This is a genomic window from Acidovorax sp. NO-1 (genome assembly GCF_000238595.1).
GTDB lineage: Bacteria > Pseudomonadota > Gammaproteobacteria > Burkholderiales > Burkholderiaceae_C > Acidovorax.
The window spans coordinates 1-24,245 of record NZ_AGTS01000076.1; the positions used below are offsets into that span (position 1 = coordinate 1).

At 65.5% G+C, this 24,245-nt stretch carries 23 protein-coding genes; 9 read left to right on the top strand and 14 right to left on the bottom strand.

The annotated features are described in order from the left end of the window. Nucleotides 1-86 precede the first annotated feature (86 nt). The 3 genes from KYG_RS09750 to cphA (KYG_RS09760) all read right to left on the bottom strand — a co-directional run bounded on the left by KYG_RS09750 (nucleotide 87) and on the right by cphA (KYG_RS09760) (nucleotide 5,425). Nucleotides 87-569 (bottom strand): CreA family protein, encoded by a 483-nt coding sequence (locus KYG_RS09750; RefSeq protein WP_008904719.1) that lies wholly within the window; start codon nucleotides 567-569, stop codon nucleotides 87-89. After that, the gene (cphA, locus tag KYG_RS09755; protein WP_008904720.1) at nucleotides 566-3,145 is read right to left on the bottom strand and encodes a cyanophycin synthetase; all 2,580 of its coding nucleotides are present in this window, start codon (nucleotides 3,143-3,145) and stop codon (nucleotides 566-568) included. Before cphA (KYG_RS09755) ends, KYG_RS09750 begins: the two co-directional genes overlap by 4 nt. 75 nt (nucleotides 3,146-3,220) lie before the next feature. Continuing rightward, nucleotides 3,221-5,425, bottom strand: coding sequence for a cyanophycin synthetase (gene cphA / locus KYG_RS09760; RefSeq protein ID WP_008904721.1), 2,205 nt, complete (start codon nucleotides 5,423-5,425; stop codon nucleotides 3,221-3,223). Between the two features lie 217 nt (nucleotides 5,426-5,642). Between cphA (KYG_RS09760) and KYG_RS09765 the strand changes: the two genes are divergently transcribed. The 3 genes from KYG_RS09765 to KYG_RS09775 all read left to right on the top strand — a co-directional run bounded on the left by KYG_RS09765 (nucleotide 5,643) and on the right by KYG_RS09775 (nucleotide 9,222). Continuing rightward, nucleotides 5,643-7,949 (top strand): ABC transporter ATP-binding protein, encoded by a 2,307-nt coding sequence (locus KYG_RS09765; RefSeq protein ID WP_034693970.1) that lies wholly within the window; start codon nucleotides 5,643-5,645, stop codon nucleotides 7,947-7,949. A 23-nt stretch (nucleotides 7,950-7,972) separates the two neighbouring features. Then, the gene (locus KYG_RS09770) at nucleotides 7,973-8,470 is read left to right on the top strand and encodes a DUF1854 domain-containing protein (RefSeq protein ID WP_034693988.1); all 498 of its coding nucleotides are present in this window, start codon (nucleotides 7,973-7,975) and stop codon (nucleotides 8,468-8,470) included. 320 nt (nucleotides 8,471-8,790) lie between these two features. Further along, nucleotides 8,791-9,222: a hypothetical protein gene (locus KYG_RS09775; protein ID WP_034693972.1), complete on the top strand. Its 432-nt coding sequence runs from the start codon at nucleotides 8,791-8,793 to the stop codon at nucleotides 9,220-9,222. Between the two features lie 89 nt (nucleotides 9,223-9,311). Here KYG_RS09775 and KYG_RS23745 read toward each other — a convergent pair whose 3' ends face one another. From KYG_RS23745 to gspF, 3 genes are all read right to left on the bottom strand, one after another. Beyond that, nucleotides 9,312-9,668, bottom strand: a complete 357-nt coding sequence (locus KYG_RS23745) for an EF-hand domain-containing protein (protein ID WP_008904725.1) — start codon at nucleotides 9,666-9,668, stop codon at nucleotides 9,312-9,314. A gap of 62 nt (nucleotides 9,669-9,730) precedes the next feature. Further along, entirely contained in the window at nucleotides 9,731-10,660 is a 930-nt protein-coding gene (locus KYG_RS09785; protein WP_008904726.1) for a 5'-nucleotidase, read from the bottom strand. A 7-nt stretch (nucleotides 10,661-10,667) separates the two neighbouring features. Next, nucleotides 10,668-11,900, bottom strand: a complete 1,233-nt coding sequence (gene gspF / locus KYG_RS09790) for a type II secretion system inner membrane protein GspF (protein WP_008904727.1) — start codon at nucleotides 11,898-11,900, stop codon at nucleotides 10,668-10,670. Between the two features lie 194 nt (nucleotides 11,901-12,094). Here gspF and KYG_RS09795 point away from each other — a divergent pair, with 194 nt between their 5' ends. Beyond that, entirely contained in the window at nucleotides 12,095-12,844 is a 750-nt protein-coding gene (locus KYG_RS09795) for an SDR family NAD(P)-dependent oxidoreductase (protein WP_008904728.1), read from the top strand. 25 nt (nucleotides 12,845-12,869) lie between these two features. On the opposite strand, the gene KYG_RS09800 is transcribed toward KYG_RS09795, so the two are convergent. Continuing rightward, the gene (locus tag KYG_RS09800; RefSeq protein WP_008904729.1) at nucleotides 12,870-13,904 is read right to left on the bottom strand and encodes an LLM class flavin-dependent oxidoreductase; all 1,035 of its coding nucleotides are present in this window, start codon (nucleotides 13,902-13,904) and stop codon (nucleotides 12,870-12,872) included. A gap of 200 nt (nucleotides 13,905-14,104) precedes the next feature. Here KYG_RS09800 and KYG_RS09805 point away from each other — a divergent pair, with 200 nt between their 5' ends. From KYG_RS09805 to KYG_RS09815, 3 genes are all read left to right on the top strand, one after another. Then, nucleotides 14,105-14,590, top strand: coding sequence for a CZB domain-containing protein (locus KYG_RS09805; protein WP_008904730.1), 486 nt, complete (start codon nucleotides 14,105-14,107; stop codon nucleotides 14,588-14,590). 387 nt (nucleotides 14,591-14,977) lie between these two features. Continuing rightward, nucleotides 14,978-15,730: a M48 family metallopeptidase gene (locus KYG_RS09810; protein WP_008904731.1), complete on the top strand. Its 753-nt coding sequence runs from the start codon at nucleotides 14,978-14,980 to the stop codon at nucleotides 15,728-15,730. Nucleotides 15,731-15,782: 52 nt separating this feature from the next. Next, a complete protein-coding gene (locus tag KYG_RS09815) occupies nucleotides 15,783-16,574 on the top strand; it encodes a TIGR02594 family protein (RefSeq protein WP_008904732.1) in 792 nt (263 codons plus the stop codon). A gap of 662 nt (nucleotides 16,575-17,236) precedes the next feature. On the opposite strand, the gene KYG_RS09820 is transcribed toward KYG_RS09815, so the two are convergent. The 4 genes from KYG_RS09820 to KYG_RS09835 all read right to left on the bottom strand — a co-directional run bounded on the left by KYG_RS09820 (nucleotide 17,237) and on the right by KYG_RS09835 (nucleotide 20,362). After that, nucleotides 17,237-17,875 (bottom strand): DJ-1/PfpI family protein, encoded by a 639-nt coding sequence (locus KYG_RS09820; RefSeq protein WP_008904733.1) that lies wholly within the window; start codon nucleotides 17,873-17,875, stop codon nucleotides 17,237-17,239. Nucleotides 17,876-17,901: 26 nt separating this feature from the next. Beyond that, nucleotides 17,902-18,465: a crossover junction endodeoxyribonuclease RuvC gene (gene ruvC / locus KYG_RS09825; RefSeq protein WP_008904734.1), complete on the bottom strand. Its 564-nt coding sequence runs from the start codon at nucleotides 18,463-18,465 to the stop codon at nucleotides 17,902-17,904. A gap of 81 nt (nucleotides 18,466-18,546) precedes the next feature. Next, complete coding sequence (locus tag KYG_RS09830) at nucleotides 18,547-19,539, bottom strand: phosphatidate cytidylyltransferase (protein WP_008904735.1); 993 nt, start codon at nucleotides 19,537-19,539, stop codon at nucleotides 18,547-18,549. A 61-nt stretch (nucleotides 19,540-19,600) separates the two neighbouring features. Continuing rightward, complete coding sequence (locus KYG_RS09835; protein ID WP_008904736.1) at nucleotides 19,601-20,362, bottom strand: 1-acyl-sn-glycerol-3-phosphate acyltransferase; 762 nt, start codon at nucleotides 20,360-20,362, stop codon at nucleotides 19,601-19,603. 144 nt (nucleotides 20,363-20,506) lie between these two features. Between KYG_RS09835 and KYG_RS09840 the strand changes: the two genes are divergently transcribed. Then, the gene (locus KYG_RS09840; RefSeq protein ID WP_008904737.1) at nucleotides 20,507-21,529 is read left to right on the top strand and encodes a methionine synthase; all 1,023 of its coding nucleotides are present in this window, start codon (nucleotides 20,507-20,509) and stop codon (nucleotides 21,527-21,529) included. 150 nt (nucleotides 21,530-21,679) lie between these two features. On the opposite strand, the gene KYG_RS09845 is transcribed toward KYG_RS09840, so the two are convergent. Next, entirely contained in the window at nucleotides 21,680-22,591 is a 912-nt protein-coding gene (locus KYG_RS09845) for an AraC family transcriptional regulator (RefSeq protein ID WP_237707241.1), read from the bottom strand. A 119-nt stretch (nucleotides 22,592-22,710) separates the two neighbouring features. Here KYG_RS09845 and KYG_RS23750 point away from each other — a divergent pair, with 119 nt between their 5' ends. Beyond that, the gene (locus KYG_RS23750) at nucleotides 22,711-23,316 is read left to right on the top strand and encodes a DUF6151 family protein (RefSeq protein WP_085942545.1); all 606 of its coding nucleotides are present in this window, start codon (nucleotides 22,711-22,713) and stop codon (nucleotides 23,314-23,316) included. A gap of 56 nt (nucleotides 23,317-23,372) precedes the next feature. Here the strand turns inward: KYG_RS23750 and mtgA are convergent, their stop codons facing one another. Together mtgA and KYG_RS25355 are read right to left on the bottom strand one after the other, a co-directional pair. Then, a complete protein-coding gene (gene mtgA, locus KYG_RS09850) occupies nucleotides 23,373-24,107 on the bottom strand; it encodes a monofunctional biosynthetic peptidoglycan transglycosylase (protein ID WP_008904739.1) in 735 nt (244 codons plus the stop codon). Then, nucleotides 24,104-24,238, bottom strand: coding sequence for a hypothetical protein (locus tag KYG_RS25355; protein WP_255344420.1), 135 nt, complete (start codon nucleotides 24,236-24,238; stop codon nucleotides 24,104-24,106). The genes mtgA and KYG_RS25355 overlap by 4 nt, the downstream gene beginning before the upstream one ends. Nucleotides 24,239-24,245 lie beyond the last annotated feature (7 nt).

Below are 24,245 nucleotides of genomic sequence, written 5' to 3' on the forward strand. Positions count from 1 at the left end.
AGGTGCTGGAGGCCCATAAGACGCAAAAAAGGGGCTGATGCCCCTTTGTTGCTGTGTCCGTACCCGGCGGGTACTGCGTCACCGCATCACTTGCGCAACGGGATGGGTGTGGCGCGGTCCACCGGCACGGCGGTCACGCTGTTCTGGGGGGAGCCATCGATGAGCTTTTCGGAGTAGGTGAGGTACACCAGCGTGTTGCGCGGCGCGTCCACCATGCGCACGATGCGCAGGCGCTTGAACAGGATGGACATGCGTTCGCTGAACACTTCTTCCTGTTGCTTGAGGGGAGCGGGGATGCTGATGGCCCCCACCTGGCGGCAGGCGATGGAGGCTTCGGCGCGGTCTTCGGCCAGGCCCAGCGTGCCCTTGATGCCCCCCACGCGCGCGCGGGACACGTAGCAGGTCACGCCCTGCACGGCGGGGTCGTCGTACGCTTCCACGATGATGTCGTGGTCGCGGCCGATCCACTGGAACGCGGTGTCCACGGTGCCGATCTTCTCGCCCGCAGCCTGCGCGGTGCCGGTCAGTACCAGTAGCGCCGTGGCGGCGAAACGCAGCGCCGCCTTCATGCGGTGGCTCCGGCTTTGGTGCAGCGCTGGGCCAGGTGTGCCAGGGCTTCTTCCACCTGGTCCACCAGCACCAGGCACAGGTCGCCAGGCGCAAGGCGCGAGAGCGCGGTGTCGATGGCGATGAATTCGCCACGGATCTCTTCCACATGCGTGGTGCGCGGCGCATCGGCCAGGCCTTCGCGCAGCAGGCCCATCACTTCGCCATCGGCGCGGCCGCGCTGGGCCGCGTCCTGGTAAAGGATCACGTCGTCAAACGCGGCGCCCAGGATGACGGTCTGCTCGCGGATGTCTTCGTCGCGCCGGTCGCCCGCACCGCTGATGACCACGCTGCGGCGCTTGGCTGGAAGGGCGTCCACGGCCTGCACCAGGGCGCGCATGGCGTCGGGGTTGTGGCCGTAGTCGGCGATCACGGTGGCGCCGCGGTAGTCCATGATGTTGAAGCGGCCGGGAGCGTTGTCGCTGTCGTTCACAAACCCCGACAGGCCGCGGCGGATGGTCTGCCAGGGCATGTCCACGCCCCAGGCGGCGGCCACGGCGGCCATGACGTTCTCGACCTGGAAGCCAATCTTGCCGTTGCGTGTGATGGGCACGTCGCGCAGGTGGATGGTCTCGCGCCAGGATCCTTCAGAGGCCACGATGGCATCGCCATCCACATACACGGTGCGGTGACCCTGCGCGCGGTGCGTGGCCATCACGGGGTGGTGGCGGTCGGCAGCAAAGTAGATGATCTTGCCGGGGCAGGCGGGCGCCATGGCGGCCACGATGGGGTCGGCGGCATTGAGCACGCCGTAGCCGGTGGGCGCCACGTTCTGCACGATCACGCGCTTCAAGACAGCCAGGTCTTCCACGGTGGTGATGTAGTTCAGGCCCAGGTGGTCGCCCGCACCGATGTTGGTGACCACGGCCACCGAGCAGCGGTCAAAGCCCAGGCCCTCCCGCAGGATGCCGCCGCGCGCGGTCTCGAACACGGCGGCGTCGACCTCGGGGTGCAGCAGCACGTTGCGGGCGCTCTTGGGACCGCTGCAGTCGCCGCTGTCGATCTGGCGCCCGTTGACGTACACGCCGTCGGTGTTGGTCATGCCCACGCGCAGGCCGTGCGCAGTGAACAGATGGGCGATGAGGCGCGCGGTGGTGGTCTTGCCGTTGGTGCCGGTCACGGCCACGGTGGGGATGCGGCCATCATCGCCATGGGCAAACAGCTTGTCCACCATGGCCTGGCCCACGTTGCGGGGCTTGCCGTAGCTGGGTGCCAGGTGCATGCGCAGGCCAGGGGCGGCGTTCACTTCCACAAAGCCGCCGCCCTGTTCTTCGAGCGGGCGCAGCACGGTCTCGGCCACCATGTCCACGCCGCAGATGTGCAGGCCCACCATCTGGGCCGCGGCCACGGCGCGTGCCGCCACCTCGGGGTGCACGTCGTCGGTCACGTCGGTGGCGGTGCCGCCGGTGGAGAGGTTGGCGTTGTTGCGCAGAATGACGCGCTGGCCCTTGGCGGGCACAGCATCGGGCGTGAGGCCCTGCAGGGCCAGCCGTGCCACGGCGATGTCGTCGAGGCGGATCTTGGTGAGCGACGTGGCATGGCCTTCGCCACGGCGCGGGTCGAGGTTGACCAGATCGACCAGCTCGCGCACCGTGTGCTGGCCGTCGCCCAGTACCTGGGGCGGTTCGCGGCGCGCGGCGGCCACCAGCTGGTCGCCCACCACCAGCAGGCGGAAGTCGTGGCCCGGCAGAAAGCGTTCGACCATCACGGTGCCGTATTCGGCCGCGGTGCGGAAGGCTTCTTCCAGCTGTGCGCGGTCGGTGATGTTGACCGTTACGCCCTTGCCCTGGTTGCCATCCTGCGGCTTGACCACCACGGGCAGGCCAACCTTCAAGGCCACTTCCCAGGCTTCGTCCACGGTGTCCACCGGTTTGCCCAGCGGCACGGGCACGCCCGCCGCATGCAGCAGGCGCTTGGTCAGGTCCTTGTCCTGGCCGATGGATTCGGCCACGGCGCTGGTCGAATCGACCTCGGCCGCCTGGATGCGGCGCTGGCGGGATCCCCAGCCAAACTGCACCAGACTCCCGCGCGTGAGACGGCGGTAGGGAATGCCGCGTGCCACAGCGGCCTCGACAATGGCACCCGTGCTGGGCCCCAGGCGCTCGTCTTCGTCCAGCTCGCGCAGTTCGGCGATCACGGCATCGGCGTCAAAGCTGCCGTGGCCCAGCGCGGCCTCGATGAGCTGCTGCGCATAGTCAAACGCCTTGCGTCCCACGGCTTCTTCGCTGTACTCCACCACCACCTGGTACACGCCCGCGTCGGGGGTGGCGGTGGTGCGTGCAAAGGTCACGGGGCACCCGGCCTGCGCCTGCAGGGCCAGGGCTGCGGACTGGAGCACATGCGCCAGCGAGATATCGGCAGCGCCGCTTTCGGGGTGCAGGGTGCCAATGGCAGGGAACAGCGCGCGCAGGCGGGCTTCGAAGCCGTCGATCTGCGCCATGGCGCGCTCGGATTCCTGGCAGGCCACCACGGCTTCGATGGCCATGTGGCGGCTCCAGAGGTTGGGGCCGCGCAGGGCCCGGGTGCGGGTTACATCCATGGGATTTCTTTCAGTAATCGTCGGGGCTCGCGGGCCGCGTTCCAGTCGAAGGCGTATGGGGTGGTGCGCGGAAGATCACAGGGGCAGGCCTGCCGGTGCGGGCAGGTCGGGCTCAAAGGTCTTGATGCCCGCGCCGATCAGGTCCGGCGCAATGTCCAGCGCCCAGCAGGCGCCAATGGCCGCCAGCAGGGCATCGGTGTCGGGCACCACGGCGTTACGGCCAAAGGTCAGGTCCGCCAGCGATCCCAGCACATGCTCGGCGCTGCCTGTGGCCAGCACCACGCGGCCGTTCTTCACGAAGACGGCGCGGCCGTTGTCCTTGGCGCGGTGGTCTGCAATGACAGGCAGCGTGCCGTCCTGCGCATACAGCACCACGTCGCCATCGGACAGCGGGGCCAGGTCGGCCACCTGCGGGATGGCGGCATGGAGCACAGCGGCGCCCTCGGCCAGCACCACGTCCACCTGGGTGCGCATCACCTTGGTCATCTGGTCCTGTTCGTGCACATCGAACTCGGCCAGTGATTCCACACCGTCCATGTCGGTCACCACGCCCACCTGGCAGCGGTCGTAGGCCAGGCCATCACGCAGGATGGTGCGCGCACTGCTCTCGATCACGGCGGCCTGCACCATCTTGTTCATCAGCAGGCGGTGTGCGGCTTCCCAGTGGGCGCAGTCGCTGGCCTCTACGCAGCGGCGGTCCAGGAACAGCCCTTCGCTGCAGGCCAGGCCGGTGTGGTGCCCGCTCAGGTGCAGCAGCCAGGCCACCACGCGCGCCACGGTCGAGGTGCCGCGCGTTCCAGCCACGCCCACCAGCGGGATGCGGCCGGCCTGTCCGTCACCGTCTTCCGAGGGGAACAGGTGCTCTGCAATCGCCTGGCCCACGGGGCGGGGCGCGCCCACGGCGGGTTTCAGGTGCATGAGCAGGCCGGGGCCTGCGTTGACCTCGACAATGGCGCCGCCCTGCGTGTGCAGCGGCTTGGAGATATCGCGCGCCACCATGTCGATGCCCGCAATGTCCAGCCCCACCACCCTGGCGGCGAGCTGGGCGATGTACGCCACCTCGGGATGCACGTCGTCGGTGCAATCCACGGCCACGTTGCCGTTGCGCTGCACCACCACCTGGCGGCCCGCAGCGGGTACCGAGTCGGCGTCCAGCTCCTGGCGCTTGAGTTCGAGCTGCACCTTGGTGTCGGTCGCCAGGTCGATGATTTCCAGCGGGTACTCTTCTTCGTAGCCCCGGCGCGGGTCGGAGTTGAGCTGGGTGTCGATGAGCTCCCGGACGGTGGCGCGGCCGTTGCCGGTGATGGTGACGAGTTCGCCGCGCGCGGCGGCCACGACCTTGCCGTCCACCACCAGCAGGCGGTGCTCGTCGCCCGGGATGAAGCGCTCGACCATCACGTCGCTGCCTTCCGGATAGGCCACGTGGTAGGCCGCTTCGATGTCGTCGCGCTTGCGCAGGTCCAGCGTCACGCCCCGGCCGTGGTTGCCGTCAGAGGGCTTGACGACCACGGGCAGACCGATGTCCTGCGCGGCTTCCCAGGCTTCCTCCGGGCTGTGGACCACCTGGCCTTCGGGAATGGGCACGCCGCAGGACTTGAGCAGGCTCTTGGTCAGGTCCTTGTCGCTGGCAATGCCTTCGGCGATGGCGCTGGTGTACTCGGTCTCGGCCGTCCAGATGCGGCGCTGGCGGGCTCCGTAGCCCAGCTGCACCAGGTTGCCGTCGTTCAGGCGGATGTGCGGGATGCCCCGGTCGGTGGCGGCGGTGACGATGCAGGCCGTGCTGGGGCCGAGGTACTGGTCGTCCACCTCGGTGCGCACGCGGGCCACGGCGGCCTGCACATCGAAAGGCTCGTCGTTGATGGCCGCCATGATCAGCGCATGGCCCTGCGCCAGCGCCACCCTCGCCACGCTTTCGTCGCGGGCTCGGAACACCATGCGGTACACGCCGCGCTGGGATGTAGAGCGCGTCTGGCCAAAACCCGTAGGCATGCCCGCCAGGTTGAGCAGCTCGATCACGATGTGCTCCAGCACGTGGCCGCACCAGGTGCCCTCCTGCAGGCGCTGCAGGAACCCGCCGCGCTCGCCCACGCCGCAGTGGTGCTCCACCAGCGCGGGCAGCCACGCGGTGAGGCGTTCGTTAAAACCGGGAAGCGTATGGGACGGATATTCCTCCAGCTCGCCCAGGTCCAGCCAGACCTCCAGGACGGGCCGGTAGGTCCAGATATTGGGACCGCGCAGGTAGTTGATGCGAAGCAGTTGGATGTCGTTGAGTTTCGCCATGGGTTGCAGCGGGTAGGTATCCGGCAGTGCGGGGAGGGGTTGTTTTTGTGGACACTGATTTTGCGCCTGTCGCGGCGCCCCTGCAGTGTCAGCGAAATGGCGGGTGAGGGCGTTACAGATGGGCGCCTTTGCAACGGGGCGCCCCGTTTCAGGGAGAATTCCTGCTTTCGCACCGGCGGTCACCGCAGGCTGCCGGGGGCGGAAAAACCAACCAAAAATGCAACATCACCATTCTGTGGACGCCTCGGGTGTCTTTTCTGGCCCCGTGGGGGCTGATCTGCGGGCCATGCTCGCACCCCAAGAGAACGTGCTGGCTGTGCTGCAGGTTGACCTGAGCACCGGGCTGCGGTTTGCCGCCGGCTGGGTGGTGGTGACGTCCGATCGCTTGCTGGCCCGCGACGCTGGAACCACGGCATGGCAGGGCTGGCCTCTAGGTGACGGCCTGGCGCTGCGGCTGCAGGACCATGGGGGCGTGGGGTCGCTGGAGCTGCACAGCCCTGCGGCACGACTGGCCTTGTGGCGCTTTACCCTGGCACACCACGCGCAGGCGCTGCGCCTGGTGCAGCGGTTTGAGCAACAAAGCGCACGCGGTGATGCCGATGATCAAGACGCGGCCGATGAACCGGCCTGCCCCGTCTGCCACACCCCGCTGCCGCCCGACACCGACGAATGCCCCGCCTGCGCGCGCGCCCAGCCCCCGCAGACCTCCACTTGGGTGCTGCTGCGCCTGTGGCGGTTTGCCCGGCCCTACCGCAAGCAGCTGGCCGCCGGTTTTGCGCTGACGCTGGCCTCCACGGCCGCCACGCTGGTGCCGCCGTACCTCACCATCCCGCTGATGGATGACATCCTGATCCCGTTCCAGAACGGCCAGCAGATCGAGCCCGGCCTGGTGCTGCTGTACCTGAGCGGTCTGCTCGCATCTGCCCTGGCCGCCTGGGGGCTCTCATGGGCGCGCACGTATATCCTGGCGCTGGTGTCCGAGCGCATCGGCGCTGACCTGCGCACCACCACCTACGAGCACCTGCTGCGTCTGTCGCTCGACTACTTCGGCGGCAAGCGCACGGGGGACCTGATGGCGCGCATCGGCTCCGAGACGGACCGTATCAACGTCTTCCTGTCGCTCCACGCCCTGGATTTTGTGACCGACGTGCTCATGATCATGATGACGGCGGCCATCCTGTTTTCCATCAATCCATGGCTCGCGCTCGTTACGCTGGTGCCGCTGCCCTTCATCGGCTGGATGATCCACACCGTGCGCGACCGTCTGCGCACCGGGTTCGAGAAGATCGACCGGGTGTGGAGCGAGGTGACCAATGTGCTGGCCGACACCATCCCCGGTATCCGCGTGGTCAAGGCCTTTGCCCAGGAAAAGCGCGAGGCCCAGCGTTTTCGCGACGCCAACCAGCACAACCTGGAAGTCAACGACAAGCTCAACAAGACCTGGAGCCTGTTCACGCCCACCGTGTCGCTGCTCACCGAGATCGGGCTGCTGGTGGTGTGGGGCTTTGGCATCTGGCTGGTCTCGCGCAACCAGATCACCGTGGGTGTGCTCACGGCCTTCATCGCCTACATCGGCCGGTTCTACGGCCGGCTGGACTCGATGAGCCGCATCGTCTCGGTCACGCAGAAAGCTGCAGCCGGTGCCAAGCGCATCTTCGACATCCTGGACCACGTGAGCAACGTGCCCGACCCGGCCCAACCCGTGAAGGTGGACAAGGTGCAGGGCGCGATCACCATGCAGGGCGTGGGTTTTCGCTACGGCAGCCGCGCAGTCATCAAGGGGCTGGATCTGGAGATTCGCCCCGGCGAGATGATTGGTCTGGTGGGCCACAGCGGCTCGGGCAAGAGCACGCTGGTCAACCTGATCAGCCGGTTTTATGACGTGAGCGATGGATCCATCCAGGTCGATGGCATCGACATCCGCCGCTTTGCGGTGGCCGACTACCGACGCCATATCGGCCTGGTGCTGCAAGAGCCCTTCCTCTTCTTCGGCACCATTGCCGAGAACATCGCCTACGGCAAGCCCGAGGCGACGCGCGAGGAGATCGTGGCCGCCGCGCGCGCCGCGCACGCGCACGAATTCATCCTGCGCCTGCCGCATGGCTACGACTCGCTGGTGGGCGAGCGCGGCCAAGGCCTCTCGGGCGGCGAGCGCCAGCGCATCTCCATTGCGCGCGCACTGCTGATCGATCCGCGCATCCTGATCCTGGACGAGGCCACCTCGGCCGTGGACACCGAGACCGAGAAGGAAATCCAGAAAGCCCTGGACAACCTGGTGCAAGGCCGCACGACGATTGCCATTGCCCACCGCCTGTCCACCCTGCGCAAGGCCGACCGCCTGGTGGTGATGGACCGGGGCGAGGTGGTGGAAGTGGGCCCGCACGACGAACTGATGGACAAGCAGGGCGCCTACTGGCGGCTGTACGAAGCCCAGGCGCGCCGCGCCGAAGAAGATGCGCAGGCGGCGGGCGTCATCATCGACAGCAGCCTGCTGCACCCCGCCCACCCTGCGGGCAACCCGTGATGACTGCACTGCAGGAAACCGCCATGAACACCGCTTCCTTCCCGCAATCGCTGTCGTCCGCGTTCACCTTGGCGCGCAATCCACACGGTCGGCTGGTTCTGACCCTGGCCCACGGCACGGCCCACGAAGGCGTCACGCCCGTGCGGGCTTTTCCCATCGCAGCGCCCGCAGAAGGGTTGTCGCTGATCGGCTCTGACGGCCACGAACTGCTGTGGATCGACCGGCTGGACCAGCTGCCAGCCCCCGCCCGCCAGCTCATCGAAGAAGAGTTGGAAGTGCGAGAGTTTGTGCCCACTATCGAAAGAATCATTGCGGTGTCGAGCTTCTCTACCCCCAGCACCTGGAAGGTAGAGACGGACCGAGGCCCCGCCAGCCTCGTCCTCAAAGCCGAGGAAGACATCCGCCGCCTGGGTGTGCGCACCCATCTGCTGATTGCCGGGGGCGACGGTGTTCAGTTCCGCGTCAAGGACACCACGGCCCTGGACCGGCATTCGCGCCGGTTGCTCGAACGCTTTCTGTGATCTGACCCTGCACGGGGTCAACCAGGTGGTCCTCCACCGACAAGGAACCACAGCGGTGCCATGCCTTGCCATGCCCGCTCCCCTCACGAGCCAGTGGCTCCAAATCCGGTGTCGGGATGGGCGAACTCGGTCGGCTGCGCGCCTATCCGGCCCTCGCATGCACCCAAAAAGGGGAAAAAATCAGGGAAAACCCTGAATTTGAGCCAATCGGCGAAAAAGACCTAAATTTCCCCTTCTTTTTGCCGTAATAGATTACGAAGACGCCGAAAAAGCATCTTCGCTTCGAATGCATCTATCCATCAACCATTGGGGCCACTGCCATGCAAATGCCACCTGTCGATCGATCGCCGACCTGGCGTCCTCAGGGCGCTGATTTGTATTCCACTGGCGCCTCTGGCGCGCCGCCGGTGCGGCCCATCAATGCTTCCAACCCGGTCGAGTCCATGGACCGACTGGGCGAGGGCGCCATCGTGCGCCAGCCCGACAAGCCCTCCGCCCCCGACGTCGAAAACCGGGACTGGACCGAGGTGAAGAAAAAAGACACAGTCGAAGAGCCGCCCGAGCCGCCGAAGGAGCCGATCTACAAGCAGCTGATCGAGTACATTCAGTCGATGTGGCGTGCCAGCGCCAGTGCGATCGATGTGGCGCAGGAGATCAACAAGACGACCCTGCAGGAGCGCATGGCGCAACAGGTCAAGAACGAGCCCTTGACCTACTCAGACCCGAAGATCAAGCGCACCGGCGGGCTGTAACGGTTTTTTGCTACTAAATTTATAGCTATTGGCGCTTTCTGGTAAAGCGCTGGAGGCCAAAATGGCTTCCATTTTGAGCTCTTCCCGCTTCAAGGCCGGGATGCCGGGGCCCCAGCTGCCGGGGGCGTTGCTGGCGCCTGGGCTTGCGCTGCCCGCTTTTGCGCCCGTTCCGCCCGGTATCTGGCGGCAAACGCCCGCACTTCCTCATAGCTGACACCGCCGTCTGCGTCTGTGTCCGCGCCGTCAAAGGCCTCGGCCAGCCGCGGGAACAGTTGCACCTCCCTGCGGCTGAGTTTTCCGTCGCCATTGAAATCCAGCATCTTGAACTCGCGCAGGGCCTTGGCTTCGCCTTTGGTGGGCGCCGCCGCAGGTTCGGCCGACAGGGCCAGCGACGTGGTGCAGGCCCAGAGTGTGGCGGCGCAAAGCAGGGAAAAGGTGTGGCGCAAAGCGGGTTCCTTGGATGGGGATGGGTGCTCCCAGACCCGTGAGGGACTCCTCGCCCGGGCAGTCAGTTCCCGGCCGGGGCGATGGCGTTGGAGATGCCGCTGTTCACATGCCCGGCAGGCACATGGCGTGCGGCAGAGGTGACATGGCCTGTCTGGTCGTCAAAGAAGAAGTCGGGTTCGAATTCGCGCAGGAACTCGCCCTTGGGCAACCCGCCCAGGAACATGGCCTCATCCACCGCAATGTTCCAGTCCATCAGCGTACGGATGGCGCGCTCGTGCGCGGGGGCGCTGCGTGCCGTGACCAGGGCGGTGCGGATGCGCATCCCCGTGGTGCTGCCGGCTTCCCCGGCCGATTGCAGCCGGTGCAGTGCGGCCAGCAGGGGTTTGAAGGGGCCGTCGGGCAGCGGCAATGCGGCCTTGTCGGTCTCGTGTTGCTGGAAGGCGGCCAGGCCCTCGGCCTGGTACACCCGCTCTGCCTCGTCGGAGAACAGCACGGCGTCTCCGTCAAACGCTATGCGCACTTCATGGGGGTTGGCGTCGCCCGCACGCACCGATTCGGTAATCACCCGTGCAGCCGGGTATCCCAGGTGCAGCGCCTCGCGCACGTCGGCCTCGTTGGCCGACAGGAACAGGTGCGCGCCCAGGGGCCGCAGGTAGCGAAACGGATCGCGCCCCTGCGTGAAAACGCCGCGCTGGATGTTGGGCAGGCCGTGCGCGTTACAAGAACGGAACACCCGCATGCCGCTGACGGGGTCGTTGCGCGAGAGCAGCACCACCTCCACCCGCTGGTGCTCCGAGGTGTTGAACGCGAGCAGTTTGCGCACCAGCGAGAACGCCACGCCGGGCGCGGCAGGCACATCCAGCCGCTGGCGCTGCAGCTCTACATAGGCGCGGTCGTTGTCGTGCTCGAAGACGCGGTTCTCTTCCTCGAAATTGAACAGGGCGCGCGAGGAGATCGCCACCACCAGCTTGTCGTCCAGGGTTACAGGCATGGCGGCGTCACTTCACAAACTGGTTGAGCTGGATGATGGGCAGCAGCACCGCCAGCACGATGAGCATCACGATCAAACCCATTGCGACGATGAGCAGGGGCTCCAGGATGGTGGCCAGCTGCATGGCGCGGCGCTGCACCTCGGCAGAAAGCTGGCGCGCCGCCCGCTGCAGCATCACCGGCAATTGCCCGGTTTGCTCGCCCAGCCGCGCAAACATCGACAGCAGGCCGGGAAACCGCTTTTTCTGCGCCAGCGCCGAGGCCAGCGGGGCGCCCTCGCGCACCAGCACCAGGGCTTCGAGTGCATCGGCGCGCAGTGCGCGGTTGCTCAGGGTTTCGGCGGCGGCCTGCAAGGCCTTCAGGATGGGAACGCCCGCGCCTGCCAGCATGGCCAGGGTGCCCGCAAACCGCGCCGCGTTGTAGCCCCGGGCCAGCTTGCCGACCACGGGCAGGCGCAGCCACGCCGCATCAAACCTTTCACGTAAATGCTCAAAAGACAAGGCCCATCGTGCGCTGGCAGCTATCAAGGCAGTAGCAATCAACATCACCCAGCCGTAGCTGCGCACAAAAGCGCTGATGGCCAGCATGGCCACGGTGAGAAACGGCAGCGCCCGCTTGGTGCCTGCAAACACGTTGGCCACCTGCGGCACCACGTAGCCCACCAGAAACAGCACGATGACCACGGCGATCAGGCTGACGATGGCGGGGTACAGCGCGGCACCCACGAGCTTGGCCTTGAGCGCCTGGCGCTCTTCCAGGTCGTCGGCCAGCCGCTCCAGCACCAGGCCCAGGTTGCCGCTGTGCTCGCCCGCGCCGATCACGGCGCAGTAGATGTCGGAAAACTCGCGCGGGTGCTGTGACAGTGCGCGCGCAAAGGTGGCGCCCGCATTGACCTCGGCGCGCAGGGCGGCCACCAGGTGGCGCTGGCGCTCATCGTCGGCCTCTTCGGACAGGGCCGTCAGAGCGCGTTCCAAAGGAAGGCCAGACGACACCAGCCCGGCGATCTGCCGTGTCCAGATCGCCAGGGCCGTGGCGCTGAACACCGGTCGCGTGAACAGGCGCTGGCCCAGGCCGGCCGGGCTGCCATCCAGGGACTGGCCGGTCTGCACCAGCTCCACGGCCAGCGGCACCAGCGCCTGGGCCCGCAGCAGGCTGCGCGCCGCCTTGGCGGTATCGGCCTCCATGAGGCCCTTGCGGGTCTGGCCCTGGGCGTCCAGGGCTTCAAAGGAAAAAGCGGGCATGCAGGCGAGGGAGTAAGGGGCCATGGCCGACACCGGCCAGCCAGCCTGCGATGGTAGCCGCTGCGCGCAGCCCCCGGCCGCGACATTGCCAAGCCCCAGACATGACACAGGTCAAGATGCCCGGGCGCCGAATGCGCAGAATCAAGATTGATCTGTGGCATCGGGTTGCAGGCGGTCGGAACAAGGAGTCTTTCATGCTGAAGAACAAGGTGGCATTGGTAACGGGTGCGTCGTCGGGCATTGGACGCGCCATTGCGCTGGTGTGGGCACGCGAGGGCGCCAAGGTGGTGGTGTCGGATGTGAACGTGGCGGAGGGCGAGGAGACGGCGGCCCTGGTGCGCGCCGCCGGGGGTGACGCGATCTTTGTGGCGGCCGATGTGGGCAAGCCCGAGGACTGCGAGGCGCTGGTCAACCGCACCGTGGCACATTACGGCCGCCTGGACGTGGCCTGCAACAACGCCGGCATCGGCGGCCCGCAGGCGCCCACGGCCGACTACCCGCTCGATGGCTGGGCGCAGGTGATCAACATCAACCTGTCGGGCGTGTTCTACGGCATGAAGTACCAGATCGCCGCCATGCTCAAGAGCGGCGGCGGCTCCATCATCAACATGGCGTCCATTCTGGGTTCGGTGGGGTTTGCCATGTCGCCCGCCTACACCGCTGCCAAACACGGGGTGGTGGGGCTCACCAAGGCGGCGGCACTGGAATACAGCGTGCAGGGCGTGCGCATCAATTCCGTGGGGCCGGCTTTCATCCACACGCCCATGATCAGCGGGCTGGAGCAGGACGCCGGCATCAACGCGATGCTGGTGGGCGCACACCCCATCGGCCGCCTGGGCCAGCCCGACGAGGTGGCCGAGCTGGTGAGCTGGCTGGCATCCGACAAGGCGTCATTTGTAACCGGGGCCTATTACCCGGTGGACGGCGGCTACCTGGCGCGCTGAACGCTGGCGGGCCGCCCGGCGCCGCTCAGGCGGTGGCGGCCTCGGCGCTGGTCGCCAGCGCAGCGTGTGCCTGGGCGGCAATGTCCAGCGAGCGCAGGCGCAAGGCCGGGTCGTAGACGTCGCAGACCAGCATCAGCTCGTCGGCACCGGTGGCCTCGGTGAGCTGCGCCAGGCCGGCGCGCACCGTCTCGGGCCCGCCGATCACGGCAGCGGCCATAAAGTCGCCAATGGCCGCGCGCTCTTGCGGTTGCAAGCGCGCGGTGTAGTTCTCGACAGGCGGCAGCAGACGGCGGCGGTCACCCGTGAGGATGCCCAGCACCCGCTGGTAGGTGCTGCTGGCCAGGTAGTCGGCTTCCTCGTCGGTGGGCGCGGCGATCAGCGGCACACCAATCGCGACATAGGGCTTGGGCCAGGCGGCCGATGGGCGGTACAGGTTGCGGTACAGGTCCAGCGCCTGGTGCAGCAGCCGGGGCGCAAAGTGCGATGCAAAGGCATACGGCAGACCGCGCTCGGCCGCCAGCTGGGCCGAAAACAGGCTGGAGCCCAGCAGCCAGATGGGCACATTGGTGCCCGCGCCGGGCATGGCGATCAGGCGTTGGCCAGGCTCTGCCGGTGCCAGCAGGCGCTGCAACTCGGCCACATCCTGCGGAAAGTCATCGGCGGTCTCCACCCGGCTGCGCCGCAGCGCGCGCATGGTGGCCTGGTCGGTGCCGGGCGCCCGGCCCAGGCCCAGGTCGATGCGGCCGGGGTACAGCTCGGCCAGCGTGCCAAAGGCTTCGGCCACCACCAGCGGCGCATGGTTGGGCAGCATCACCCCGCCCGAGCCGACCCGGATGCGCCCGGTGCCGCCCGCAATGTGGCCCACCAGCACGGCAGTGGCCGAGCTGGCAATGCCCGCCATGTTGTGGTGCTCGGCCAGCCAGTAGCGGGCAAAACCCAACTTTTCAGCGTGTTGCGCGGTGCGCAGGGCAATCTGCAGCGCATCGGCCACGGTGCCGCCCTCCCGGACGGCAACCAGGTCAAGCATGGAGAGGGCGGGGCGGTGGGCGGTAGAAGTCATTCGCGCATTGTCCGGCCAGCCACGGGTTTGTGCAGCGGTTGCCCAAGAGCTGGCAGCGCCAGCAGGGTCGCCCACCGCGGTTTTCGACCGATGGCGATTTTTTGATAGCCAAAACCCGCAGTGCCCCACAAAATGTTTCAGAACTTTTCCGTGGGTGCCTGCGCGGCACCGTGAGCAGTGCGCTGCAAAAGGGATCTCGCATGGGTTTTTTCAGTCGTTTGTTCAGGATCAAGGAGCAGGACCCCGACAGCCAGGACACCACCTGGGCCATGGAGGACAACGGCAGCGAGCTGGTGCTGGACGCCGAATACGCCGCCACGCTCATGACCGAGATCGATATTGATGCGGCCATTGCCAGCCACGAAGGCTGGCGGCTGCAGCTGCAGGACATGGTCAACCACCGCTCCCAGGAAGTCATGCGGCCCGAGCGTGTCTGCCAGGACGACCGCTGCGATCTCGGCCGCTGGCTGTATGGCACCGGCCGCGTGCGACTGGGCCACTACCCCGCCTTTGGCATGCTGGTGGCGCGGCACAAGTACTTTCACCAGCAGGCGGCCGAAGTGGTCACGCTGTTCCAGGCGGGCGAGCAGCAAAAGGCCGTGCAGCTGCTCAACAGCAGCTGCCGCCACGCCTCCAACCAGGTGCTGCTGCTGCTCAAGGAGCTCAAGCGCGGGCTGGGGCGCTGACGACGAGGCCGGTCTGTGGGCCCGGCAGGCCCAGGGCGATTTCACGGCGCCTGGCAGGGGGATCGTTGCACTTCATTTGCTCCTGTATCGATAGCTATTAGCGCTTACTGGATAAGCGCTGAAGCCACTTTTTATCCTGAATTCCTGATCGTTGCCTTCATCGCAGCCTCAGCCGCCGCGTTGCCCGGCGGGCGGACAGGGTGCAACGGCACCGGCCCAGCATCGGTACACAGCTCTTACATCTGCAGACACGCCGAGCCATCAAAACCGGTGGCCTGCGTGGCTATATTTCGGCGCACTTGGGCACCAATGCTTGCAGATGGTTGCTCAAAAAAACAAAAACCGCAGAAATCAACCACTGACAGAAAGAAAGAGGGAGGGAACCCCATGGACCGCCGCAAATTGCTCACGCTTGTCACCCTGGCTTCCGGCGTGAGCGCCGTATCCCCGGTATGGGCCCAGTTTGATCTGGGCAAGATGCTGGATGCCGGCAAGGACTTGGCCAAGTCCGAGTCGCTGACCGACGAAGAGGTGAAGTCAGCCTTCGACCAGATGGCCGCCGAAAGCGACCGCCAAAACCGCATCGCCCCGGCGGGCAGCCCCTACGCAGCGCGCCTGTCCAAGCTCACCGCCGGCCTGGGCAGCTACGACGGCCTGAAGATGAACTTCAAGGTCTACCTCACGCCCGACATCAACGCCTTCGCCATGGCCAACGGCACCATCCGCGTGTATTCGGGACTGATGGACCAGTTCACCGACGACGAAGTGCGCTACGTCATCGGCCACGAGATCGGCCACGTCAAAAAGGGCCACAGCAAGGCCCGCATCCAGGCCGCCCTGCGCACCAGCGCCCTGCGCAACGCCGTGTCGGCCAGCAACAGCCGCGCCGGCGCCATTGCCGACTCGCAACTGGGTGAGCTGTTTGAAAAAGTGGTGCGCGCCCAGCACTCGCAAAGCAACGAACGCGAGGCCGACGACTACGCGATGGGCTTCATGAAGGCCAAGCGCTACCAACAGGGCGCCTGCGTGACGGCGCTTGAAAAGCTGGCAGCGATGTCGGGCAGCGAATCGACCAGCTTCTTGTCCACCCATCCGTCGCCCAAGGAGCGGGCGGAGCGGATGAAGACGCAGCTGGCGTGATCACACCACGGCGGCCAGAGCAGGAAACCAAAAACGTAGTAGGGAGCAGGAAGTGATAACCGACACCGTTGGCCAAGGGGGCCGAAACGCCCTGAACGACACCATGATCGTTCAGCGGCTTCTCAATCAGATCGACATTCCGGGAGCCCAGCAGCTGGTCGCCGACGGCTCGCCAGGGGTTCGGACCATCTTCAAAATCCAGGCGTTTCAGCGAAGCATCGGGATCGCCCGTCCTGACGGGATCATCGCGCCGCGCAGCAAGACCATGACGGAATTGATGTGCCGGGCGGATGCGGAGAACTCCGTGCATACGCAATTGGCGCTGACAAATCCTGCTCCGACTAGCGCTGATCTTGGTGCGCCTTGGATTGCCACGGCAGAGCGTGAGATTGGTCAGAAGGAGGTGGTGGGCGCGAAAGCCAACCCGCGCATCATGGAATACCACAAGGCATCCAAACATTGGGCCAAAGATGACTCTGGAAAACTGGACGCTTGGTGCGGGTCGTTTGTCGCATGGGTTATGTTGCAACACGGTTTGCCGACGCCCAAAGAGTCCTATCGGGCTTTGGAGTGGGCGCAGTATGGAAGCAAACTCAAGGCCCCTGTTTATGGTGCCATTTGCGTCAAAAGCCGCTCGGGAGGCGGGCATGTCGCTTTTGCGGTGGGACAAAGCCGGGATGGAAAGGACTACTTCGTTCTTGGCGGCAACCAGAATGATGAGGTCAATATAAAAAAATACGCGGCAACCGTTTGGGACGCTTTTGTTTTTCCTCCTGGTGCAGTGGCGGGCACTTCGCTACCTGTGTACAAAGGGACAGCGGAAAATGCGGGGAGGGAGTCGTGAAGCACAGCAAGAGGTTGGACGCCTGTGTCGCAATTTTCTTTGGGTTGTCCGTTTGCATTTCTGGCACGAGCATCGCAGCATCTTCGCAGGGGCCAGCGGCTACAAAAGAAGAAACTGACTCTTACGTCACAGTGGCTTTGGTTAACGCCATCGGGCAGACTCCCTATTCGGCGCTCGTAGTTCATACACGTGTAGACATCGTTCCGCTGCAGGCAGGGGGGCGTTCCTCAGCGGAGTCGGCCGAATACGTTGAGGAACGTACGATTTATCACGCGCGGGTATTGGAAACGTTTCGTGGTAAGTCGGTCCGCCAAATTCGATACGAGATGGTGGGAGAGCGCGGAGAGGCTGCGGTTATTGATTCCAAGCCTCAGATACTGACGCTGTGTTCTGGGCCACGCGGGTTTTACTGGCCTGGTACAGGAGCAAGTTTTCCGGCTGATCAAAAGCTGTTGGTGTTGGCGCGGCAAGTGGGGCGCGAGATGGCCCAAGGCGCACCTCGAAGCTTTGCTCAGTGCAACTGACTTCCCAATGTAGTGAAGAGCATGGAGTTGCTTGCATCCAAGATAGATCGGGATCAAGGAGGGTGGTTTTTTCGAATTGCTGCAGCAAGTTGAGCCGTGGGCCAGCAAGCGTCTGGCAGCTATGCCTAGTCTGGTACTTCAGAGGCTTTGCTGCTCGCACCGAATGTACCCAGGCGCCTGCGGATGCCCGCGGAAGTCGCTGTAAACCTTGCCATCCGGGTAGTACTCTGCCCCAAACTGCACCTTGCCGGCTGCCTCGTCACCGCCCACATGGGCGATGAACGTGAGCATGAGGTCGATGCCCGCGGAAACGCCCGCAGAGGTCCATACCGCACCGTCCTGCACCCAGCGTTGCTCCACGACCTCCACATCGCCCAGCGCCCGAAGGCGGTCCAGTGATCCCCAGTGCGTGGTGGCGCGCTTGCCGCCAAGCAGCCCAGCCGCGTGCAGCACAAAAGCGCCCGTGCAGACGGACAACACGGCCTGGCAGTTTTGCGCCTGCCGTGCCACGAAATCGCGCATCGCAGGGTTGTCCACCTCGCGGCGTGTGCCTTGGCCGCCGGGGATGAGCGGGTAGTCCAGCGGTGGGCAGTTGTCGAAAGAGTGGTGGGGATTGACCGAAAGCCCTTTGGCGCAGGTGACGGGCGCTGTGGTCTGCGCTGCTGTCAGGCAGTTCTGGGGCCCATCGGCGTAGCGGCTCCACATCGTGAGCATTTCCCAGGGGTCGACGAAATCGAGTTCCTCGACGTCTGGGAACAGAACGATGCCGAAATTCATGCCCGGGCTCCTCGTGTTGTGGCGGCTCAAAAGGCCGACTTTTCAATAACTCCGCCCCCCTTGTACATCGCATGCTGCCGCCGGTTCAGCGTGGCAGCCTCGCCCAGCCGCCCCATGGCCGCACCGGCGTGGGCGTGGGTGATGGCCAGGCCCAAGCCGTCGGCGGCGTCGGTGCCGGGCAGGCCGGGTAGCTGCAACAGCCGCCGCACCATCTCCTGCACCTGGCTCTTGGCGGCGCGGCCGTGGCCGACCACCGCTTTTTTCATCTGCAGCGCGGTGTATTCGGCCACGGGCAGGTTGCTGGCCACCAGGGCCGTGATGCAGGCGCCGCGCGCCTGGCCCAGCAGCAGGGTGGACTGGGGGTTGACGTTGACGAACACGATTTCCACCGAGGCCACGTCGGGCTCGTAGCGGGTCGCCACCTCGGTGATGCCGTCGAACAAAATTTTCAGGCGCCCGGGCAGGTCGCCCAGTGCCAGCGTGGTGGTGCGGATGGTGCCGCTGGCCACGTAGCTGAGCTTGTGGCCGTCCATGTCCACCACGCCAAAGCCGGTGGTCTGCAGGCCGGGGTCGATGCCTAAGATACGCATTTGCTCATGTTTTTGTAGCTGCTGGCGCTTGATGGTAAAGCGCTGGAGGCCAATTTGTCTTGAAAATATTCACCCGATCACTCACAGGCCGAAGTACCAGCGCACCGAATGGAAGAACACGGGCGCCGCAAAACACAGCGCGTCCACCCGGTCGAGCAGGCCCCCCGCGCCGGTGACGGACATGCCCTGCATGCCCCAGCTGGTGATCCCCCGGTCGCGCTTGAGGGCCTTCATCACCAGGTGCCCCAGGCTGCCCGCCACGCAGGCCAGCAGCGCCATGCCCAGCGCCTGGCCGGGCTTGAACGGGGTGATGAACGACAGCAGCCCACCGGCCAGGCCCCCGGCCGCTACACCGGCCAGCCAGCTTGTCCACTGAAAGCTCTGGCTCACCTGCGGCGCCACCGGCTTGTGCGAAAAGCGTCGGCCCAGCAAGTGCTGCACCAGCATGCAGGTCTGCACCACAAACACCAGGAAGAAAACAAGGAACGCACCCTTGTCGCGGTAGCCCGGAAAGTCCAGGAGCAGCAGCGCGGGCACATGGCTCATGCCGTACACGCAGACCATGATGCCCCACTGCAGCTTGGCGTTGCGCTCCAGAAAGCGCTGGGGGTCGTTGGCCAGCGCGCTCACCACCGGCAGCGCGAGGAACACGTAAACCGGGATGAACACCGTGAACAGGTCGAAGTGCCGGGTCCCCACGATCCAGAACTGCAGCGGCAGCACCACAAAAAACGCCAGCACCAGGCTGCGGTGATCGCCGCGCCGCGTGGGCGAGAGCGTGATGAACTCGCGCAGCGCAAAAAAGCCCACGATGGCAAACAGCACCGTGGCCACCGTGTCGCCCAGCACCCAGCCCACCCAGAACACTGTGGCCATGGCCCAGGACGTCTTGAGCAAGCCCCAGAAGCGCCGGGCCTCCAGCGCGCGGGCTTCGGACTCGGGGTCGTCGCTGGCATGCTCGCGCAGGTTGCGCACAAAGGCCCAAATGGTGACGGCCGACAGGATGCCAAACACCACCAGGAACAGGGCGCCGATCTGCTGCGTGGCGCTGAGATTGCGAAGGAAGTCGTTCATGTCCGTCTCGCCCCCCGGGCGGCGGCAGTAGTGGGCAGCAAGGTGCTGGGTGCCGTCATGGTCAGACCTCCCGCAGCGCGATCACTGCCCGGCGCGCGCGGTCGAGAAAAGGGCGGCGCTCCTCGCCCGGCTCCAGCGCGATGGGCGCTCCAAACGTCACCGAGCACAGGATGGGCACCGGCACCACCTCGCCCTTGGGCATCACGCGCTGCACGTTGTTGATCCATGCCGGCACCAGCACCACCTGCGGAAACATCTGCGCCAGCTTGTACAGGCCCGATTTGAACGGCTGCGGCTCATCGCCATGGCCGCGCGTGCCTTCCGGAAAGATCACGATGGAGTCGCCGCTCTCCAGCGCCCGCACCAGCGGGGCCAGCGGGTCGGACGCGGGCAGGGCCTCGGGCGTGGGCGCCAGCGGCGGTGCTTCGGGCGAAGGGTCCGGCCCGCCCGCCATGGCGGTATCGGCGTCTGCCGAGGCCGTGGCCAGGTCAGCCAGCACACCCACGGGCTCCGCCGCCACGGGCGCAGGGGGCCGTGCAGGCGTGGCCTGGCGGTCCACATACACCGCGTTGAACACGGCCGTGGTGATCCACTGGCGAAACGGCGTCTTGGTCCAGTAGTCCTTGGCCGCAATGGGCCGCGTGATGCTGCGCAGCTCCTCCGGCAGCGCCGCCCAGATCAGCACCATGTCGGCATGGCTCTGGTGGTTGGCGAAATAGATGCGCTGCTCGGCCTTGGGCGGGCAGCCGTACCAGCGGGCCTGGGAGCCGGTCAGGAACCGCACGATCCCCAACAAAAAGAAACTCATCAACTTGGCAAGCATGGCGGCGATGATACGGGCCAGAGCGTTGGCTACCGCGCAGCCTCATGCCCTGCGCTGCGGCTTGCGAAGCCAGCTTCCTCAATGTCCCGGCGCAGCACAGTCCGTTGGGCCTGTCTAAAATTTCGGCACACCATGGGAGACTTTATGTTTGAAACCGCAATCGCAGGCAGCTTGCCCAAACCCGCCTGGCTGGCCGAAACCGAAAAACTTTGGCCGCAATGGACGATGCAAGGCCCCGAGCTGCAGCAGGCCAAGGCCGATGCCACGTTACTGTGGATCAAGGCGCAAGAAGACGCGGGCCTGGATGTCATCAGTGATGGAGAGCAAGCCCGCCAGCATTTCGTGCACGGTTTTGTGGAGCAGGTGGAAGGTATTGACTTCGTCAACAAGGTGACGATGGGCATCCGCAACAACCGCTATGACGCACAAGTGCCCCAGGTGGTGGCGCCCCTGCGTCTCAAGGGCCGCGTGCACGCGTTTGAAGCCCAGCTCGCGCGCAAACACACCAAGAAGAAACTCAAGTTCACTTTGCCTGGCCCCATGACCATCGTGGACACCGTGGCCGACCGCTTTTACGGCGACAAGGTGAAGATGGCGATGGCCTTTGCCGAGCTGCTCAACCAAGAAGCGCTGGCGCTGCAGGCGGATGGCGTCGACATCATCCAGTTTGATGAGCCCGCTTTCAACGTCTATATGAAAGACGCTGCCGATTGGGGCGTGGCAGCCCTGGAGGTCGCCGCACGGGGCCTGACCTGCACCACCGCGGTCCATATTTGCTACGGCTATGGCATCAAGGCCAATGTGGACTGGAAGCAAACGCTGGGCGACCAATGGCGCCAGTATGAACAGGTTTTTCCCGCGCTGGCCAAAAGCAGCATCCAGCAGGTGAGCCTGGAATGTTTTCAATCGCATGTGCCGCCCGAGCTGATGCAGTTGCTGGACGGCAAGGACGTGATGGTTGGCGTGATCGACGTGGCCAGCGACGTGATCGAAACGCCCGAACAAGTGGCCGACACCATTGGTCTTGCCCTGAAATACGTCCCCATGAAGCGCCTGATCGCCTGCACCAACTGCGGCCTGGCCCCGATGAGCCGCGAGGTGGCAATGGCAAAACTGGAAGCCTTGGCCCAAGGCGCTGCGTTGGCTCGGCAGCGCTACGCGTCTTGAAAATAGCTGCGCTGCTCGGCCTGGGTGCGCAGCCGTACCAGCGAGCCTGGGAGCCAATGCGCAATCGCACGATCGCCAGCAGAGGCAAACTCATCAGCCAGCCAAGCATGGGGGCGACCATTCGGGGCGGTGTGCCCTGCGGCGGCGCGGCTACACCCAGATCCGATACGCCCAGAACGCTTCGTCCCCGTAGATGCCTTCGTACAACGCCTGCGGGGCGTAGCCGGTGATACGCCGGGTGACGCGGCACAGGTGCGACTGGTCCGAGAAGCCCGCGCCCGCCGCCACATCCGCCCACTTCACCGTGCCGTGCGCGGCGTCGGCCGCGATGGTGTCGAAGAACGCCTGCTCTGCCTTGCCAAAGCCGCGCAGTTCGCGCAGCGGCAGCCCGGCCCAGCGCTTGATCCGTCGCTCCAGCTGGCGCAGGCTGCGGCCCGGGGCCGACAGGGCGGCGCGCTGCGCCAGGTGCACGGCCCAGTCACCGTAGCGCTGCACCTGTAGCGCTTGCGCAGGGCGGCAGGCTTGCCAGCGAGGCTCCAGAAACGCCTCCAGACACTCCATGCGGGCGGCGTTGTCGGGCTGGTGCTGCACAGCCTCGCACATCGCGATCCAGTCGCCCGGCAGTACGGTTTGTGCGTCCACCAAACGGTCGGTCAGCGCCTCGGGCGCAAGGCCGGTGAGCTGGTGCAGCGCGTCAGGCATGAACATCACCATCATGGCGTGGGTGGGCTCGGCGCAATAGCTGGCGCTGGGCCGGGTGTGCGGGCCGGTCAGTACCCAGCGGCCCGGGTAGGCCTCGCGCGGGCTGTGCAGGTCGGGCAGGGTGTCGGGGCGCTCGGGCACCAGGGTTTCGCTGCGGCCCTCAAACCACCAGCTCAGGCTGCACAGGGGCGTGGCCGGAAAACGGTTGATGCGCTGCGCATCCGTGAGCGTGTAGCCCACTGTGCTGCGCACCATGGCACCGCGCACGCAGGCCGAGAGGCTGGCGCGCGGCAGCCACAGCTGGCCTGAGGGGATCAGCCCCGGGGGATGCCTTGGGGAGGGTGGGGCCAGGGTTGCCATGGGCGGCGAGTGTAGGCCAGACGCGATGTCGCATTCGTTCAATACCGTGAGGATGCGGCGCTGCAACATGGCGCCATTGATCCCCTGTCTTTCAACCGCAGAAATGCCACACGGCCTAAATGACCCCTATTAACCATCGCTTTCAATGCCGGTGCGGCACCCTGAGTGGACATCTCAGCCAACCGCACCGGGCTCTTCGCGGCGTGTGCTACTGCAAAGATTGCCGCGCTTTTGCGCACCATCTCGGCGCAGCGTCCTGGACTCACGATTCTCTGGGCGGAGCTGAATTTGTGGCGGCACAAGCCCAGCATGTCTCATTCACATCGGGCTTTGAGCACCTTGCCTGCCTGTCTTTGACCGAAAAGGGGTTGCTGCGTTGGTACGCCAAATGCTGCAACACACCGATCTGCAATACCGCGAGAAACTGGAAAGTGCCTTATGTGGGAATGATTGGCACCTGCATGAAGACGGATTCCGTCGCCTTCGAGCGCTCGTTCCCCCGTGTGCAAATGCGCGTGAATACGGGGAGTGCCAAACAAGTGCCACCGTCCATGCGTCTGAGCACGGTGGTTTCGCTCGCTGGTTTTATCCCACGGGTCATGCTCAGTTCAATCAGCGGGGCTTATCGGCAAACCCCATTCTTTGATCAAAGAGGAGGGGCGCCTGTTGGAGCAGTAGTGGTGCTTTCAGAGGCAGACCGCGCTAGTGCCTACAGTGCTGCGTGACCTGCTGCTGACATAACTCGCTCACTCCAAAGAGCGATTCTTTATGTGTTCGTTTGTCACGGCAACTCCGCACTCCCCATCCGCGCCAGAATCGTCCGCGTTCGCCCCGCCAGATACGCCGACCCTGGCGTCTTCTCAAACCGCTTGGGCGCAGGCAGCATCACGGCGAGCCGCGCGGCCTCGCTGGCATTCAGGCGCGAGGCGCTTTTGCGGAAGTAGTGCTGCGCAGCGGCCTCGGCGCCGAAGATGCCTTCGCCCCATTCCACGCTGTTCAGATAGATCTCCAGGATGCGCTGCTTGGAGAGCAGCTGCTCCAGCAGCAGCGTCAGCACAAACTCCTGCCCCTTGCGCAGCAGCGTGCGTTCGCCCGAGAGCAGCAGGTTCTTGGCCAGCTGCTGCGTGATGGTGGAGCCGCCGCGGATCCTGGGGGCGCGCACGGGGCGGTCGGGGGCACGGGCCTGGGCCTTGCTGGCCTGGGCTTCGGCCTTGGCGTTGCGTTCCCAGGCTTTTTCAATCGCGTTCCAGTCCACGCCTTCGTGGTTCACAAAGCTGTCGTCTTCCGACGCAATGACGGCGCGCTTGAGGTGGTCGGAGATGCTGGCATAGGGCATCCATTCCTGGCGCCAGCGCACCTGGCCGGTGCTGGCGATCTGCGCCCAGGCTTCGGAGCGCTGAAAGCTGGTGGATTCCGGGTTGATGGCCACCATGGCCGCAATGCGGACGACAAAGAACAGCTGCAGCGCCACCAGGGCGAACACGACCAGGCCCAGCCAGCGCAGTACGGCTTTCATTGCGGCGTTTTTCCCTGTGTGGGGTGTTGTGAATGAATGGGCATGCCGTTGCAAAACCGTTCGGGCTGAGCTTGTCGAAGCCTTGCGCGGCGCTTCGACAAGCTCAGCGTGAACGGTTCGAGGGCAATCATGGCATCC